This window comes from Streptomyces coeruleofuscus, from assembly GCF_039532725.1.
GTDB classification, from domain to species: Bacteria; Actinomycetota; Actinomycetes; order Streptomycetales; family Streptomycetaceae; genus Streptomyces; species Streptomyces coeruleofuscus.
Genome location: NZ_BAAASE010000007.1, coordinates 83764 through 99404 on the forward strand (window position 1 = coordinate 83764; position 15641 = coordinate 99404).

The following is a 15641-nucleotide window of genomic DNA, read 5'->3' on the forward strand; positions in this document are numbered from 1 at the left end:
GGGGAGCGTGGCCGGATCGACCACCGCCGAGCGCGGTGAACGCCAGCAGGAGTCGTCCGGCCCGCCGCCCCGCCTGCGGTCGAGGCGGGCCCGGCTTCGCGCGATCGTCATCCTGGGTCTCGTCCTGGTGTTCCTCGGCATCCCGACGGTGTGGCTGTTCTACGGCTCCGAGTGGCTGCGCGCCGAGCAGGTCTCCGTGTCGGGTACACGGGTCCTGACGCCGGCTCAGGTCGAGGCGGCGGCCGACGTACCCCTCGGGGAGCCGCTGATTTCCGTCGACACCGACGCGATCGAGACGAGACTGCGCCAGAAATTGCCCCGAATTGACTCGGTTGATGTGGTCCGTTCCTGGCCCCATGGAATCGACCTGAAAGTGGTCGAGCGGACTCCGGTTCTGATTGTCCAAAAGGGCCGAAAGTTCATCGAAGTGGACGATGAAGGTGTCCGATTCGCCACGGTTTCCAAGGCGCCGAAAGGTGTGCCCGCACTGGAATTGACGCTCTCCCGGTCCAGCTCCACCGCTGCGAGCCTGCGCCGCTTCGGCGAGTCCCGGCTGGTGCGAGAGGCGGTCGGCGTCGCCCGCGCGGTTCCGGCCGCCGTCGCGCGCGACACACGGACCGTCAAGGTCCGTTCCTACGACGACATCTCGCTGGAGTTGCGGGACGGCCGTACGGTCGTCTGGGGAAGCAGCGAGAAGGGCGCCGCGAAGGCCCGTACACTCACCGCCCTGATGAAAGCCTCGCCCGGTGCGCGGTACTTCGACGTGAGTGTTCCCACCGCGCCTGCGTCATCAGGGAGTTGACGCACATCCGCGCAGGCCAGCACCCTGGTTGGGCAGTGCTACGGCTGATCACATAGGGTGAAAAGAAAAACGGGAGGTTCGGCGTGTTCGTTGAACGTGCGCCACTTGTCGACTTAGTGTCCTGTTCAGAAGAGTCCAAGGAACAGACACACTGGTAACCCTAAACTTCAGGGTTAGGGTTCGGGTCGGCGATACGGACCGTCCCATTCGGCATCAGTCGTCGGGTCGCGGGGCGCAGCGCGCCACGCTGATTCGGCGACACGTAACTCGAGGCGAGAGGCCTTCGACGTGGCAGCACCGCAGAACTACCTCGCAGTCATCAAAGTCATCGGTGTCGGCGGCGGTGGTGTCAATGCCATCAACCGGATGATCGAGGTCGGTCTCAAGGGCGTCGAGTTCATCGCCATCAACACCGACGCGCAAGCTCTGTTGATGAGCGACGCCGACGTCAAGCTGGACGTCGGCCGTGAACTCACCCGCGGACTCGGCGCCGGAGCCAACCCGGCCGTGGGCCGCAAGGCCGCCGAGGACCACCGCGAGGAGATCGAGGAGGTCCTCAAGGGGGCCGACATGGTCTTCGTGACAGCCGGTGAAGGCGGCGGCACCGGCACCGGCGGCGCGCCCGTCGTGGCCAACATCGCCCGCTCGCTCGGTGCCCTCACCATCGGCGTGGTGACGCGCCCGTTCACCTTCGAGGGACGGCGCCGCGCGAACCAGGCCGAGGACGGCATCGCCGAGCTCCGCGAAGAGGTCGACACCCTCATCGTCATCCCGAACGACCGGCTGCTGTCCATCTCGGACCGCCAGGTCTCGGTGCTGGACGCCTTCAAGTCGGCCGACCAGGTCCTGCTCTCCGGTGTCCAGGGCATCACCGACCTCATCACCACCCCGGGCCTCATCAACCTCGACTTCGCCGACGTCAAGTCGGTCATGTCCGAGGCCGGCTCGGCCCTGATGGGCATCGGCTCCGCCCGCGGCGACGACCGCGCGGTGGCCGCCGCCGAGATGGCGATCTCCTCGCCGCTGCTGGAGGCGTCCATCGACGGCGCCCGCGGTGTGCTGCTCTCCATCTCCGGTGGCTCCGACCTCGGACTGTTCGAGATCAACGAGGCCGCCCAGCTGGTGAGCGAGGCCGCCCACCCCGAGGCCAACATCATCTTCGGCGCGGTGATCGACGACGCCCTGGGCGACGAGGTCAGGGTCACCGTGATCGCGGCCGGCTTCGACGGCGGCCAGCCGCCCTCCAAGCGGGACAACGTCCTCGGCTCGTCCTCGGCCAAGCGCGAGGAGCCGGCCCCGGCGCGGCAGACCGAGAGCCGCCCGTCCTTCGGTTCGCTCGGCAGCGTGACCCCCAAGGAGGACCCGGAGCCCGCTCCGAAGCCGGTCGAGGACATCCCGGTCGCCCCGCCGGTCCCGCCCGCGCCGCGGACCTACTCGGACAGTGCGGCCGAGGAACTGGACGTACCGGACTTCCTCAAGTGATCCTTCTGACGTGATAGGACAGCGCGAAAGCGTGAGCGGCGCCCACTTCGCCTTCACCGACCGGTGGGGCGGGGTGAGCGCCGCTCCGTATGAGGAGCTCAATCTCGGCGGGGCGGTCGGTGACGACCCCGGCGCCGTACGCGCCAACCGCGAACTGGCCGCGAAGTCCCTGGGCGTCGAGCCGGACCGGGTGGTCTGGATGAACCAGGTGCACGGGGCCGACGTGGCGGTGGTGGACGGGCCGTGGGGATCTTCCTCCGAGATCCCGTCGGTCGACGCGATCGTCACGACGCGGCGGGGGCTCGCCCTCGCCGTGCTCACCGCCGACTGCGTGCCGGTACTGCTCGCCGACCCCGTCGCCGGAATCGCCGCCGCGGCCCATGCGGGCCGCCCCGGCATGATCGCCGGAGTCGTCCCGGCCGCGCTACGCGCGATGACGGACCTGGGCGCCGAACCCTCCCGGATCGTCGCCCGCACCGGGCCCACCGTGTGCGGCCGGTGTTACGAAGTGCCCGAGGCGATGCGCGCCGAGGTGTCCGCCATCGAGCCGGCGGCGTACGCCGAGACGAGTTGGGGCACACCGGCGGTCGACGTCAGCGCGGGAGTGCACGCCCAACTGGAACGGCTCGGGGTGTGTGACCGGGCGCAGTCGCCGGTGTGCACGCTGGAGTCGGAGGATCACTTCTCGTACCGCCGCGACCGCACGACCGGTCGGCTCGCGGGCTATGTGTGGCTGGACTGATAGGACATGACGGACCGCAAGGACGAACTCGCCACAAATCTGGCGAAAGTTGAGCGACGCATCGCCGACGCGTGCGCGGCCGCGGGGCGGGGGCGGGAAGAGGTGACCCTGATCGTGGTCACCAAGACCTACCCCGCGACCGATGTGCGGATCCTCTCGGAACTCGGCGTGCGGCACGTCGCCGAGAACCGCGACCAGGACGCGGCGCCGAAGGCCGCCGCCTGCGCGGATCTGCCCCTTACTTGGCATTTTGTCGGTCAACTCCAGACCAACAAGGTGCGATCCGTGGCCGGTTATGCGGACTTCGTGCAGTCCGTCGATCGTTCCAAGCTCGTCACAGCTCTGTCGAAGGAGGCCGTCCGGACCGGGCGGGAGCTGGGGTGTCTCATCCAGGTCGCACTCGACGCCGGCGAGAGCGCGCGGGGGGAGCGGGGTGGCGTCGCGCCCGCGGGAATCGAAGAGTTGGCCGCCCTCGTCGCGGAAGCGCCGGGGCTGCGACTCGGCGGACTGATGACCGTCGCACCGCTCACCGGGGAGTACGCGGGACGCGAACAGGCGGCCTTCGGGCGGTTGATGTATTTGTCGACCGACCTGCGCCGGAGTCATCCGGCTGCCACCATGGTCTCGGCAGGGATGAGTGCGGACCTCGAACAGGCCGTGGCGGCCGGAGCGACACATGTGCGCGTCGGCAGCGCGGTACTCGGAGTCCGCCCCAGGCTCGGGTAACGTCGCCAAGAAGTCGGACCACAGCAGAAAATATGGTCATTGCCGCCGAAAGGCGGATTCAAGGACCACGTGGATCGCGGGCACTTGGCAGTCGTCAGCCGATCCACCACAGAGCGGAGGACTCAGAGAATGGCCGGCGCGATGCGCAAGATGGCGGTCTACCTCGGCCTCGTGGAGGACGATGGGTACGACGGCCGCGGATTTGACCCCGACGACGACTTCGAACCAGAACTGGACCCGGAGCCCGAGCGGGACCACCGGCGGCATGAGCCGTCCCACCAGCCGCATGCCTCACATCAGCCTCAAAGGGACGAAGAGGTACGAGTCGTACAGCCGCCCGCACCTCGTGAACCGGCCGCCCGTTCCGCTTCGCTACCCGCGGAATCCGGCCGCCCGGCGCGCATCGCGCCCGTGGCGTCCATCACACAAGAACGCGCAAGTCTGGAGAAGAACGCACCGGTGATCATGCCCAAGGTCGTGTCCGAACGAGAGCCTTACCGGATCACCACGCTCCACCCACGGACCTACAACGAGGCCCGTACCATCGGGGAACACTTCCGTGAAGGCACCCCGGTGATCATGAATCTGACTGAGATGGATGACACAGACGCGAAGCGACTTGTCGACTTTGCGGCTGGTTTGGTGTTTGGTCTTCACGGCAGCATCGAGCGGGTGACGCAGAAGGTGTTCCTGTTGTCGCCTGCTAACGTCGATGTCACGGCGGAGGACAAGGCCCGCATCGCAGAGGGCGGGTTCTTCAACCAGAGCTGAGACGTAACACTGGAAACAGCAGCAACAGCAGGGCACAGGGGAGAGGGAAGCAAGAGGTCATGAGCGTGGTTTTGGATGTCGTCTACATCGCGCTGATGTGCTTCCTCATCGTGCTCATCTTCCGGTTGGTCATGGACTACGTCTTCCAGTTCGCCCGCTCATGGCAACCAGGCAAGGCGATGGTGGTCGTTCTGGAGGCCACCTACACTGTCACGGATCCACCGCTCAAGCTTCTGCGGCGGTTCATTCCGCCGCTGCGTCTCGGGGGCGTGGCGCTCGACCTGTCCTTCTTCGTGCTGATGATCATCGTCTACATCCTGATCTCGATCGTGAGCCGGCTGTGAGCGATGTGAACTACGGTCTTGCCGAATGCCGACGACTACGTTGAGGTGAAGAGATGCCGTTGACCCCCGAGGACGTGCGGAACAAGCAGTTCACGACCGTCCGCCTCCGAGAAGGCTATGACGAGGACGAGGTCGATGCCTTCCTCGACGAGGTCGAAGCCGAACTGACCCGCCTGCTCCGCGAGAACGAGGACCTGCGCGCCAAGCTGGCCGCGGCGACGCGTGCTGCTGCCCAGAATCAGCAGAACATGCGCAAGCCTCCGGAGCAGCAGCAGGATCAGCAGCAACAACAGCAGCAACAGCAGCAGGGCATGCGCGGTCCTGGTGGTCCCGTACCCGCCGGCATATCGGGCCCGCCGCAGCAGCAGATGGGTGGCCCCATGGGTGGCCCGCCCCAGCTGCCGAGCGGTGCCCCGCAGCTGCCCGCCGGTCCCGGCGGTCAGGGTGGCCCGCAGGGTCCCGGTCCGATGGGCCAGGGTCCGGGCGGTCACGGCCCGATGGGCCAGCCCCCCATGCAGCAGCAGATGGGTGGTCCGATGGGCGGCCCCATGGGCGGTCCGATGGGCGGCCCCGGTCAAGGAGGCCCCGGTGGCGACAGCGCCGCCCGTGTCCTCTCGCTGGCCCAGCAGACCGCCGACCAGGCGATCGCCGAGGCCCGTTCCGAAGCCAACAAGATCGTCGGCGAGGCGCGTTCGCGTGCCGAGGGTCTGGAGCGTGACGCCCGTGCCAAGGCCGATGCCCTGGAGCGGGACGCGCAGGAGAAGCACCGCGTCGCGATGGGCTCCCTGGAGTCCGCCCGCGCCACGCTGGAGCGCAAGGTCGAGGACCTGCGCGGCTTCGAGCGCGAGTACCGCACGCGCCTGAAGTCGTACCTGGAGTCGCAGCTGCGTCAGCTGGAGACCCAGGCCGACGACTCGCTGGCTCCGCCGCGTACTCCGGCGACCGCCTCCCTCCCGCCGTCCCCGGCGCCTTCCATGGCACCGGCCGGCGCGAGTGCCCCGTCCTACGGCGGTGGCAACCAGACGATGGGCGGCGGCCCCTCGCCGTCCGGTCCGTCCTACGGCGGTCAGCAGCAGATGTCCCCGGCGATGACCCAGCCCATGGCGCCGGTGCGTCCGCAGGGCCCGTCGCCGATGGGTCAGGCGCCCTCGCCCATGCGAGGCTTCCTGATCGACGAGGACGACAACTGACGGCCTGATGGCCAGTAGTACGGCATAGACGTCGGCAGCGTTCAGGGCGGGGCCCCGGGTTGATCCCGGGGCCCCGCCCTTTTGCCGCTGCGTGTACGTGCGCACAGCACCCGTGTTCGTGGCTGCGTAACCGCGTTCGTGCGTACGCAACGCCGAAGGCCCGGACCCACCAAGATTTTTGGCGGGTCCGGGCCTTCGGTCTGTGGGCCTTCGGTCTGTGGGCCCTGTGGCTAGGCCTTGCGCAGACGGAACGTCAGCGTCAGGCCCTCGTCCGTGAACGGGTTCCCGTAGCTGTCGTCCGCGTCGCCTGCGGCGAAGTCGGTCGCCAGGACCTCGTCGGCGATCAGGCCGGCGTGGTCGGTGAGCGCCGCGACCGTCGCCGGGTCCGTGGCGGTCCAGCGCAGGGCGATGCGGTCGGCCACGTCGAGGCCGCTGTTCTTGCGGGCCTCCTGGATCAGGCGGATCGCGTCACGGGCCAGACCCGCGCGGCGGAGCTCCTCCGTGATCTCCAGGTCCAGCGCCACCGTCGCACCCGAGTCGGACGCCACCGACCAGCCCTCGCGCGGGGTCTCCGTGATGATCACCTCGTCCGGAGCGAGCGTGACCGTCTCGCCGTCGACCTCCACCGACGCCGTGCCCTCGCGCAGGGCCAGGGACAGGGCGGCCGCGTCCGCGTTCGCGATGGCCTTGGCCACGTCCTGGACGCGCTTGCCGAAACGCTTGCCCAGCGCGCGGAAGTTGGCCTTGGCGGTGGTGTCGACCAGGGAGCCGCCGACCTCGCTCAGCGTCGCCAGGGACTCGACGTTCAGCTCCTCCGTGATCTGCGTGCGCAGTTCCGAGCCGAGCGTCTCGAAGCCCGTCGCCGCGATCAGGGCGCGGGAGAGCGGCTGACGCGTCTTGACGCCCGACTCCGCGCGCGTGGCACGGCCCAGCTCCACGAGCCGGCGCACCAGCACCATCTGCTTGGACAGCTCCGGGTCGATGGCGGTGAGGTCGGCCTCGGGCCAGGACGACAGGTGGACCGACTCCGGGGCACCCGGGGTGACCGGGACGATCAGGTCCTGCCACACCCGCTCGGTGATGAACGGGGTCAGCGGGGCCATCAGCTGCGTCACCGTCTCGACGACCTCGTGCAGCGTGCGCAGCGCCGCCTTGTCGCCCTGCCAGAAGCGGCGGCGGGAGCGGCGCACGTACCAGTTCGACAGGTCGTCGACGAACGCGGACAGCAGCTTGCCGGCGCGCTGGGTGTCGTAGGCGTCGAGGGCCTGGGTGACCTGGTCGGTGAGCGCGTGCAGTTCGGACAGCAGCCAGCGGTCCAGGACCGGGCGGTCGGCCGGGGCCGGGTCGGCCTCGGACGGGGCCCAGCCGGACGTGCGGGCGTACAGGGCCTGGAAGGCGACCGTGTTCCAGTACGTGAGGAGCGTCTTGCGGACGACCTCCTGGATGGTGCCGTGGCCGACGCGGCGGGCCGCCCAGGGGGAGCCGCCGGCCGCCATGAACCAGCGGACCGCGTCGGCGCCGTGCCGGTCCATGAGCGGGATCGGCTCCAGGGTGTTGCCCAGGTGCTTGGACATCTTGCGGCCGTCCTCGGCGAGGATGTGGCCCAGACAGACCACGTTCTCGTACGACGACTTGTCGAAGACCAGCGTGCCGACCGCCATCAGCGTGTAGAACCAGCCGCGGGTCTGGTCGATGGCCTCGCAGATGAACTGCGCCGGGTAACGCGCCTCGAAAATCTCCTTGTTCTTGTACGGGTAGCCCCACTGCGCGAACGGCATCGAACCCGAGTCGTACCAGGCGTCGATGACCTCCGGCACGCGCGTGGCGGTCTTCCCGCAGCCCTCCTGGGGACAGGCGAAGGTGACTCCGTCGATGAACGGGCGGTGCGGGTCCAGGCCCGACTGGTCGGTGCCGGTCAGCTCGGTCAGCTCGGTGAGGGAGCCGACACAGGTGAGGTGGTCGTCCTCGCAGCGCCAGATCGGCAGCGGCGTGCCCCAGTAGCGGTTGCGGGAGAGCGCCCAGTCGATGTTGTTGTTCAGCCAGTCGCCGTACCGGCCGTTCTTGACCGTGTCCGGGAACCAGTTGGTGTTCTCGTTCTCCGCGAGGAGGCGGTCCTTGACCTCGGTGGTGCGGATGTACCAGGAGGGCTGCGCGTAGTAGAGCAGCGCGGTGTGGCAGCGCCAGCAGTGCGGGTAGCTGTGCTCGTACGGGATGTGCTTGAAGAGCAGGCCGCGCTGCTGGAGGTCCTCGGTGAGCTTTTCGTCCGCCTTCTTGAAGAAGACGCCGCCGACGAGGGGGACGTCCTCCTCGAACGTGCCGTCCGGGCGGACCGGGTTGACGACCGGCAGGCCGTACGCGCGGCAGACCTTGAGGTCGTCCTCACCGAAGGCGGGGGACTGGTGGACCAGACCCGTACCGTCCTCGGTCGTGACGTACTCGGCGTTCACGACGTAGTGCGTGCCGCCCTCGGTCTCCGGGAACTCGACCAGCTCGAACGGTCGCTGGTACGTCCAGCGCTCCAGCTCGGCGCCCGTGAACGTCTGGCCGGTGGTCTCCCAGCCCTCGCCGAGGGCCTTGGCGACGAGCGGCTCGGCGACGACGAGCTTCTCCTCGCCGTCGGTCGCGACGACGTAGGTCACCTCGGGGTGCGCGGCGACCGCCGTGTTGGAGACGAGCGTCCAGGGCGTCGTCGTCCACACCAGGAGCGCGGCCTCGCCGGCCAGCGGGCCGGAGGTGAGCGGGAAGCGGACGAAGACCGACGGGTCGACGACCGTCTCGTAGCCCTGCGCCAGCTCGTGGTCCGACAGGCCCGTGCCGCAGCGGGGGCACCAGGGGGCGACGCGGTGGTCCTGGGCCAGCAGGCCCTTGTTGAAGATCTCCTTGAGCGACCACCAGACCGACTCGATGTACTCGGGGTCCATCGTGCGGTAGGGCTCGGTGAGGTCGGTCCAGTAACCCATGCGGGTCGTGAGCTCTTCGAAGGCGTCCGTGTGCCGGGTCACCGACTCGCGGCACTTCGCGTTGAACTCGGCGATGCCGTACGCCTCGATGTCCTGCTTGCCGGAGAAGCCGAGCTCCTTCTCCACGGCGAGCTCCACCGGGAGGCCGTGGCAGTCCCAGCCGGCCTTGCGGGCCACGTGGTAGCCGCGCATGGTGCGGAAGCGGGGGAAGACGTCCTTGAAGACGCGGGCCTCGATGTGGTGGGCGCCGGGCATGCCGTTGGCGGTGGGCGGGCCCTCGTAGAACACCCATTCGGGGCGGCCCTCGGACTGCTCCAGGCTCTTGGCGAAGATCTTCTGCTCGCGCCAGAAGTCGAGCACGGCGTGCTCGAGGGCGGGCAGGTCGACCTGGGCGGGTACCTGGCGATACGTCGGCGATGTCATCAGCGGGCTTCCTCCGGCGGACTTGCTGCCTTCCGTCCGGAGGGACGAGAGCTACGTCTGCCTGCGCCGCCTTCGGCGCGCTCCCGCGGTACCACCCTCCTTGGCCCTCCGGTGCGGGGTGTGCGCCGGTGAGCCCCCTCATTGGGGTCGCGATGCCGGTTCTACTGGCCACTGCGCTCGGCGGCGGTTTTCTTCCGGCGGCTCCGGGGTGATCTTCACGTCGCGCTCGCCCCCGGGCTTCCACCGTCCCCGGGTCGCTCTGGGCTGCGTACGCCGCTACTCGTCCCCATCCATGCTTCTCGCTCCGCCCAGTGTACGGCGCCGCACGGACAGCGGCCGACCGGTTTTCGGGGCTGCCGGGGACGGGGAGCCGTGAGAGACGTCGTAATGGGTGACATATGGGTTTGATGACCCGAATGCTGAGGTATGGGTGTTCGGATCCTGGGACGTCCGGCTCGGCGGATTACCCGGCGGGGAGCTGGGCACAACGGATGCAGGTTCGCCGCGCGGCGTGCGCGAGGCGGGCGAATCGGGCGGTGTGCCCCGTTGCCGCGGGACTCAAGTCGATTTATCGTCCCAGCACGATTCGCGAGCAAGATCACAATATGTGAAGGGGCCGCGGCCATGGTGGCGAAGAAGACCGCCGTACAGCAGCCGGCGTCCGGCAGGTCCGCGGAGGCCTCCGGCGGTGCGGCCAAGGATGTGGGCGGGAAGAAGACCACGCAGGGGGGCTCGGCGGGGCGGGCGGCGAAGGGGGCGGCCGGGAAGGCGACCGAGGGGACGAAGGCGGCTGTCGAGAAGACGAAGTCGGCGGTCAAGAAGGTGACGGGCAAGAAGGCCGTGGCCGGGAAAGTGGTGGCCAAGGCCGAGGAGGCCGTTACCAAGAAGGCAGAGGCGAAGGAGGCCGCGGCCAGGGGGGCCGCGGCCAAGGCTCCGGCTGAGGAGACGGCCGAGGCGACGACCGGGAGGGGGACGGCGGCCAAGAAGGCGGGAGCCGGGAAGACGGCGGTCAAGGAGGCCGCGGCCGGGAAGGTCCCGGCGAAGGAGGGCCCCGCGAAGGAGAGGGCGCTCAAGGGGACGGCAGCCGGGAAGGCGGCAGCCAAGGAGGCCGCGGCGGAGAAGGCCCCGGCCAAGAAGGCTGCGGCCAAGGGGACGGCAGCCGAGGGGACGGCAGCCGAGGAGGTGCCGGCCAGGAAGGCTGGAGCCAGGACGGCGGCAGCCGGGAAGGCTGCGGCACAGGGAACGGCGGCCGAGAACGTGGTGGCCACAGAGGTGCCGGCCAGGGAGGCGGCGGCCAGGAAGACGCAGGCCAAGAAGGCGGCGGTCAAGGAGGCGGCAGCCGAGAAGGCGTCGGCCAGGAAGGCTCCAGCCAGGACGGCGGCAGCCGGGAAGACTGTGGTCGGGAAGGCGGCCAAGGAGACGGCGGCCGAGAACGTGGCGGCCACAGAGGCGGCGGTCAAGGAGACGGGGACCAAGAAGGCGGCGGCCAAGAAGGCGGCGGTCAAGGAGACGGGGGCCAAGAAGGCGGCAGTCAAGGAGACGGCGGTCAGGGAGGCGGCGGCAAAGAAGGCCGCTGTCAGGAGGGCGAAGGCCGCCAAGGCCGGTGCCGCTGGGAAGCGCGTCGAGGCCGAGGGCGTTCGCGCCGGAGGCGGGAGCACCACCACGAAGGGCGGAGGCGGGAAGGGCGCGGCCCGGACCCGTGCCGTCACACAGGACACGGCCGGGAGCAGTACGGCCAAGAAGGCGAGTGCGGCCGAGGCCGCGCAGCAGACGGGAGCGACGACGGTGGGTGCTAAGAAGACTCCTGGCACGGCGACGGCGGCCAAGACCGCTGTTCCGAAGGCACGGGGGGCCGCGGCGGAGCCAGGTGAGCTCGCGGTACGCCCGGGCGAGGACCCCTGGACGGAGGCGGAGGTCGAGGAGGCGCGTGCCGAGCTGACGTCCGAGGAGACCCGGCTGCGTGAGGAGCTCGAGTCGTCGGAGCGGTCGCTCGCCGGTCTGATGCGGGACTCCGGGGACGGCGCCGGTCAGGACGAGGCGGACACCGGCAGCAAGAACATCACGCGCGAGCACGAGCTGGCGCTGGCCGCCAACGCGCGCGAGATGCTCGTCCAGACCGAGCGCGCCCTGGAACGCCTCGACGCCGGTACCTACGGCCTGTGCGAGAACTGCGGCAACCCGATCGGCAAGGCCCGCATGCAGGCCTTCCCGCGGGCCACCCTGTGCGTGGAGTGCAAGCAGAAGCAGGAGCGCCGTTACTGACCGGCCGCCGAATGCCTCCTGAGCACGTGGGGCGCCCGGGGTGTGCCGTACCCTCGTCCTCAGTCAGGCACCTAGGTTGAGGGACTCACGTGGCAGAGGCGGAGCGCATCATCGGTACGCCGGACACACCGGACGCGGCCGGTAACGGGCGGGAGCGACCCGGCGAGGCGGCGGCCGCCGGGGCGTCCGGCGCGGATGAGCCGACGGCGGCCGAGCGGCCCCGGGGCAAGCGCCGGATCGCGGTGCTGTTCGCGGTCGCCTCGTTCGCGTACGCCCTGGACCTGATCAGCAAGATGATCGTGGTGGCCAAGCTGGAGCACCACCCGCCCATCGAGATCATCGGGGACTGGCTGAAGTTCGAGGCGATCCGCAACGCGGGCGCGGCCTTCGGCTTCGGTGAGGCCTTCACGGTGATCTTCACCATGATCGCGGCGGCGGTGATCGTGGTGATCGCCCGGCTCGCCCGCAAGCTCTACAGCCTGCCCTGGGCGATCGCGCTCGGTCTGCTGCTCGGCGGTGCGCTGGGCAACCTCACCGACCGGATCTTCCGCGCGCCGGGCGTCTTCGAGGGCGCGGTCGTGGACTTCATCGCGCCGAAGCACTTCGCCGTCTTCAACCTGGCGGACTCGGCGATCGTGTGCGGCGGCATCCTGATCGTGCTCCTGTCGTTCAAGGGGCTCGACCCTGACGGGACCGTCCACAAGGACTGAGCCCGCGAGGGGTTGTCCACAGGCTCCGTACGGGGCTGTCTCACCCGTCCGGCATACTCGACGGGTGAGCACGATTCCCGAGATCCGTACCCTGCCCGTGCCCGACGGACTGGAGGGCGAGCGCGTCGACGCCGCCATCTCCCGTATGTTCGGCTTCTCCCGGACCAAGGCGGCCGAGCTCGCCGCCGCGGGGAAGGTCACGGTCGACGGATCGGTGGTCGGCAAGTCGGAGCGGGTGCACGGCGGCGCCTGGCTCGAAGTCGAGATGCCGCAGGCGCCCGCGCCGGTGCAGGTGGTGGCCGAGCCGGTCGAGGGCATGGAGATCGTGCACGACGACGATGACGTGGTCGTGATCGTCAAGCCGGTGGGCGTGGCCGCGCACCCGTCGCCGGGCTGGACCGGCCCGACCGTGATCGGGGGCCTGGCCGCCGCCGGGTACCGGATCTCGACCTCCGGGGCCGCGGAGCGCCAGGGCATCGTGCACCGGCTCGACGTCGGCACGTCCGGGCTGATGGTGGTCGCCAAGTCGGAGTACGCGTACACGTCGCTGAAGCGCCAGTTCAAGGAGCGCACGGTCGACAAGCGGTACCACACGCTCGTCCAGGGCCACCCCGACCCGACCAGCGGCACCATCGACGCGCCCATCGGACGGCACCCGCAGCACGACTACAAGTGGGCGGTCACCGCCGAGGGCAAGCCGTCCGTCACGCACTACGACCTGATCGAGGCCTTCCGTGCGGCGTCCCTGCTCGACGTGAAGCTGGAGACCGGCCGCACGCACCAGATCCGCGTCCACATGGCCGCCCACCGGCACCCCTGCGTGGGCGACCTGACGTACGGCGCCGACCCGACGCTTGCCAAGCGGCTCCATCTGACCCGCCAGTGGCTGCACGCGGTGCGGCTGGGCTTCGAGCACCCCGGGGACGGGCAGTGGGCGGAGTTCTCCTGCGAGTACCCGGAGGACCTCCAGAAGGCCCTGGACCAGGTCCGGGAGGAGACGTACGCATGAGCGGGAGGCCGGCGCCGTCGTACGTGGTGCGGGTCGCCGAGGACCCGGCCGACCGTGAGGCCTGCTTCGCGGTGCGCAAGGAGGTGTTCGTCGGCGAGCAGGGCGTGCCGGAGGACATCGAGTACGACGCGTACGACCCGGGGGCCGTCCATGTGCTGGCGGTCCGGGAGGACGGCGTGCCGCTCGGGACCGGGCGGCTGCTGCTCGGGGAGGCGGCCGTGGCGCAGACCGGCGCCGGCCCGTCCGTGGGCTCCCTCGGCCGGCTCGCGGTGGCCGCCCACGCGCGCGGTCTCGGTGTCGGCGTCGCCCTGGTGCGGGCCATCGAGGAGGCGGCACGCGCGCGTGGTCTCGCGGCCGTGGACCTGCACGCCCAGACGCACGCGCTGGGCTTCTACGAGCGGCTCGGCTACGAGGCGTACGGGCCGGAGTACCTGGAGGCGGGCATTCCGCACCAGGCGATGCGGCGTTCGCTTTAGCCCGTCGTGAAGGGTGCCGAAACGGTTTGTCCCGGGAGTTGCGTGGCAGGCTTGAGGTCAGTCGTGTGAACGTCTGACCTTCCGGAGCGCTGACCGTGGATCAGTTGGCCCTGCTGTTCGTGCTGCTGCTCGGGGCCGTGATCAGCGTCCCGGTCGGGGACCGGCTCAGCGTGCCCGCGCCGGTGCTGATGACGCTCCTGGGCATAGTCCTCGCGCTGCTCGACTTCGTGCCGAACGTACAGATCCCGCCGGACCTGATCCTGCCGCTGCTGTTGCCGCCGCTGCTGTACGCCGCGGTGCGGCGCACGTCCTGGCGCCAGTTCGCGGCGAACAAGAGGCCGATCTTCCTGCTGGCCGTGGCGCTGGTGTTCGTCACCATGGCCTGTGTGGCCGCCGCGGCCAACGCGATCGTGCCGGGGCTGCCGCTGGCCGCGGCGTTCGCGCTCGGCGCGCTGGTGGCGCCGCCGGACCCGGTCGCGGCGACCGCCGTCGCCGGGCAACTGGGGCTGCCGCGCCGGCTGGTGTCGATCCTGGAGGGCGAGGGGCTGTTCAACGATGTGACGGCCATCGTCCTGTACCACGTGGCGATCGCGGCCGCCGTCAGCGGGACGTTCTCACCCTGGAAGGCCGGGCTCGATCTCGTGCTGTCGGCCGTGGTGGGGGTGGCCGTGGGCCTCGCGCTGGGCTGGGGCGCGAACAAGCTGATGGACCTGCTCGGGGAGGCGACCCTCCAGATCGGGCTGACCCTGCTGGTGCCGTACGCCTCGTACGTCATGGCCGAGGAACTGCACGGGTCCGGAGTGCTCGCCGTGCTCACCACCGCGCTGTTCCTCGCGGAGCACGGGTCCGACGCCGACGACGTCATGACGCGGCTGGCCGGGCACACGTTCTGGAACATCGTCGACACGCTCGTCACCGGCGTCGCGTTCGGGCTGGTCGGGCTGGAGCTGCACAACGCGATCCGCACCGCGTCCGGCCGCTGGGGCGAGTTGCTCGGGTGGGCGGCGGTCGTCGTCTGCGTGGTCGTGTTCGTACGGCTGTTGTGGCTGCTGCCGGCGACCTGGCTCACCAAACGGCTGCACGCGCGGCGGGACTACGACGAGGACATCCCGGTGAGCTGGCGCGAGACCGTGGTGATGTGGTGGTCGGGAATGCGGGGGGTGGCCTCCGTCGCGCTGGTGCTGGCCATCCCGCTGGAGACCGACGCGGGGGCGCCGTTCCCCAGCCGGGACGAGATCATCTTCATCGCGTTCGGGGTGATCATGGCGACGTTGGTGGTGCAGGGGCTGACGCTGCCGTGGCTGGTGCGGTCGCTGGGGGTGCGGGCCGACACGGACGTCGAGAAGGAGTTCGCGAAGGCGTTGGCGATCCGGGCGTCCCATGCGGCGAAGCGCAGGCTCCGGGAGATCGAGGAGACCGAGGAACTGCCGGAGGAGTTGTCCGAGCAGATGGTGCGGCGGGCGTTCGACATCGCGGTGCGGATCAGTCCCGAGGTGGCCGAGGACGAGCGGCGGGACGCCTACCGGGAGCGGGCCCGGCGGCTGAAGCGGGTGCGGCGGATCCAGCAGGAGATGCTGAGTGCGGCGCGGCACGAGGTGTTGGCGGCGCGGAGCGAGCCCGGGGCGGACCCGGAGGTGGTGGACCGGGTGCTGCGGCACCTGGATGTGCGGTCCATGCGGTGAGCAGCCCGCCTTCCCCTCCCGGCGGGTCCGCCCCTGGGCGTGTCCGCAAAGTCCCGCCTGCC

General features: G+C 69.9%; 13 protein-coding genes. 12 read left to right on the forward strand and 1 reads right to left on the reverse strand.

The features are described from left to right. The first annotated feature begins 7 nt into the window (after positions 1-7). From ABFX81_RS26675 to ABFX81_RS26705, 7 genes are all read left to right on the forward strand, one after another. A complete protein-coding gene (locus tag ABFX81_RS26675) occupies positions 8-802 on the forward strand; it encodes a cell division protein FtsQ/DivIB (protein ID WP_086854583.1) in 795 nt (264 codons plus the stop codon). Positions 803-1090: 288 nt separating this feature from the next. Continuing rightward, a complete protein-coding gene (gene ftsZ, locus ABFX81_RS26680) occupies positions 1091-2284 on the forward strand; it encodes a cell division protein FtsZ (protein WP_086854585.1) in 1194 nt (397 codons plus the stop codon). Positions 2285-2294: 10 nt separating this feature from the next. Then, positions 2295-3026 carry a peptidoglycan editing factor PgeF gene (pgeF, locus tag ABFX81_RS26685; RefSeq protein ID WP_346138779.1) on the forward strand — a complete coding sequence of 244 codons (732 nt, stop codon included), beginning with the start codon at positions 2295-2297 and terminating at the stop codon, positions 3024-3026. Between the two features lie 6 nt (positions 3027-3032). Beyond that, positions 3033-3752: a YggS family pyridoxal phosphate-dependent enzyme gene (locus ABFX81_RS26690; RefSeq protein WP_086852443.1), complete on the forward strand. Its 720-nt coding sequence runs from the start codon at positions 3033-3035 to the stop codon at positions 3750-3752. A gap of 129 nt (positions 3753-3881) precedes the next feature. Beyond that, positions 3882-4523 carry a cell division protein SepF gene (locus ABFX81_RS26695; protein WP_086602706.1) on the forward strand — a complete coding sequence of 214 codons (642 nt, stop codon included), beginning with the start codon at positions 3882-3884 and terminating at the stop codon, positions 4521-4523. Positions 4524-4582: 59 nt separating this feature from the next. After that, entirely contained in the window at positions 4583-4867 is a 285-nt protein-coding gene (locus ABFX81_RS26700; RefSeq protein ID WP_007448661.1) for a YggT family protein, read from the forward strand. Positions 4868-4920: 53 nt separating this feature from the next. Next, positions 4921-6057, forward strand: a complete 1137-nt coding sequence (locus tag ABFX81_RS26705) for a DivIVA domain-containing protein (RefSeq protein WP_086852445.1) — start codon at positions 4921-4923, stop codon at positions 6055-6057. Positions 6058-6287: 230 nt separating this feature from the next. Here the strand turns inward: ABFX81_RS26705 and ileS are convergent, their stop codons facing one another. Next, positions 6288-9440 carry an isoleucine--tRNA ligase gene (ileS, locus tag ABFX81_RS26710; protein ID WP_086852447.1) on the reverse strand — a complete coding sequence of 1051 codons (3153 nt, stop codon included), beginning with the start codon at positions 9438-9440 and terminating at the stop codon, positions 6288-6290. Between the two features lie 624 nt (positions 9441-10064). Between ileS and ABFX81_RS26715 the strand changes: the two genes are divergently transcribed. From ABFX81_RS26715 to ABFX81_RS26735, 5 genes are all read left to right on the forward strand, one after another. Then, positions 10065-11702 carry a TraR/DksA family transcriptional regulator gene (locus ABFX81_RS26715; RefSeq protein WP_346138781.1) on the forward strand — a complete coding sequence of 546 codons (1638 nt, stop codon included), beginning with the start codon at positions 10065-10067 and terminating at the stop codon, positions 11700-11702. Positions 11703-11791: 89 nt separating this feature from the next. Further along, on the forward strand, positions 11792-12412 hold the full coding sequence (gene lspA / locus ABFX81_RS26720; RefSeq protein ID WP_086853773.1) for a signal peptidase II: 621 nt from the start codon (positions 11792-11794) through the stop codon (positions 12410-12412). Between the two features lie 64 nt (positions 12413-12476). Then, the gene (locus ABFX81_RS26725) at positions 12477-13421 is read left to right on the forward strand and encodes an RluA family pseudouridine synthase (protein ID WP_086602782.1); all 945 of its coding nucleotides are present in this window, start codon (positions 12477-12479) and stop codon (positions 13419-13421) included. Further along, positions 13418-13897 (forward strand): GNAT family N-acetyltransferase, encoded by a 480-nt coding sequence (locus tag ABFX81_RS26730; RefSeq protein ID WP_086853771.1) that lies wholly within the window; start codon positions 13418-13420, stop codon positions 13895-13897. The genes ABFX81_RS26725 and ABFX81_RS26730 overlap by 4 nt, the downstream gene beginning before the upstream one ends. 95 nt (positions 13898-13992) lie before the next feature. Continuing rightward, the gene (locus ABFX81_RS26735; protein WP_086853769.1) at positions 13993-15579 is read left to right on the forward strand and encodes a Na+/H+ antiporter; all 1587 of its coding nucleotides are present in this window, start codon (positions 13993-13995) and stop codon (positions 15577-15579) included. Positions 15580-15641 lie beyond the last annotated feature (62 nt).

What these genes read in the sequence shown, in the direction of transcription:
- ABFX81_RS26690 (WP_086852443.1), top strand. Translation starts at nt 3,033, where the DNA reads ATGACGGACCGCAAGGACGAACTCGCCACAAATCTGGCGAAAGTTGAG.
- ABFX81_RS26695 (WP_086602706.1), top strand. Translation starts at nt 3,882, where the DNA reads ATGGCCGGCGCGATGCGCAAGATGGCGGTCTACCTCGGCCTCGTGGAG.
- ABFX81_RS26700 (WP_007448661.1), top strand. Translation starts at nt 4,583, where the DNA reads ATGAGCGTGGTTTTGGATGTCGTCTACATCGCGCTGATGTGCTTCCTC.
- ABFX81_RS26705 (WP_086852445.1), top strand. Translation starts at nt 4,921, where the DNA reads ATGCCGTTGACCCCCGAGGACGTGCGGAACAAGCAGTTCACGACCGTC.
- ileS (WP_086852447.1), bottom strand. Translation starts at nt 9,440, where the DNA reads ATGACATCGCCGACGTATCGCCAGGTACCCGCCCAGGTCGACCTGCCC.
- ABFX81_RS26715 (WP_346138781.1), top strand. Translation starts at nt 10,065, where the DNA reads ATGGTGGCGAAGAAGACCGCCGTACAGCAGCCGGCGTCCGGCAGGTCC.
- ABFX81_RS26730 (WP_086853771.1), top strand. Translation starts at nt 13,418, where the DNA reads ATGAGCGGGAGGCCGGCGCCGTCGTACGTGGTGCGGGTCGCCGAGGAC.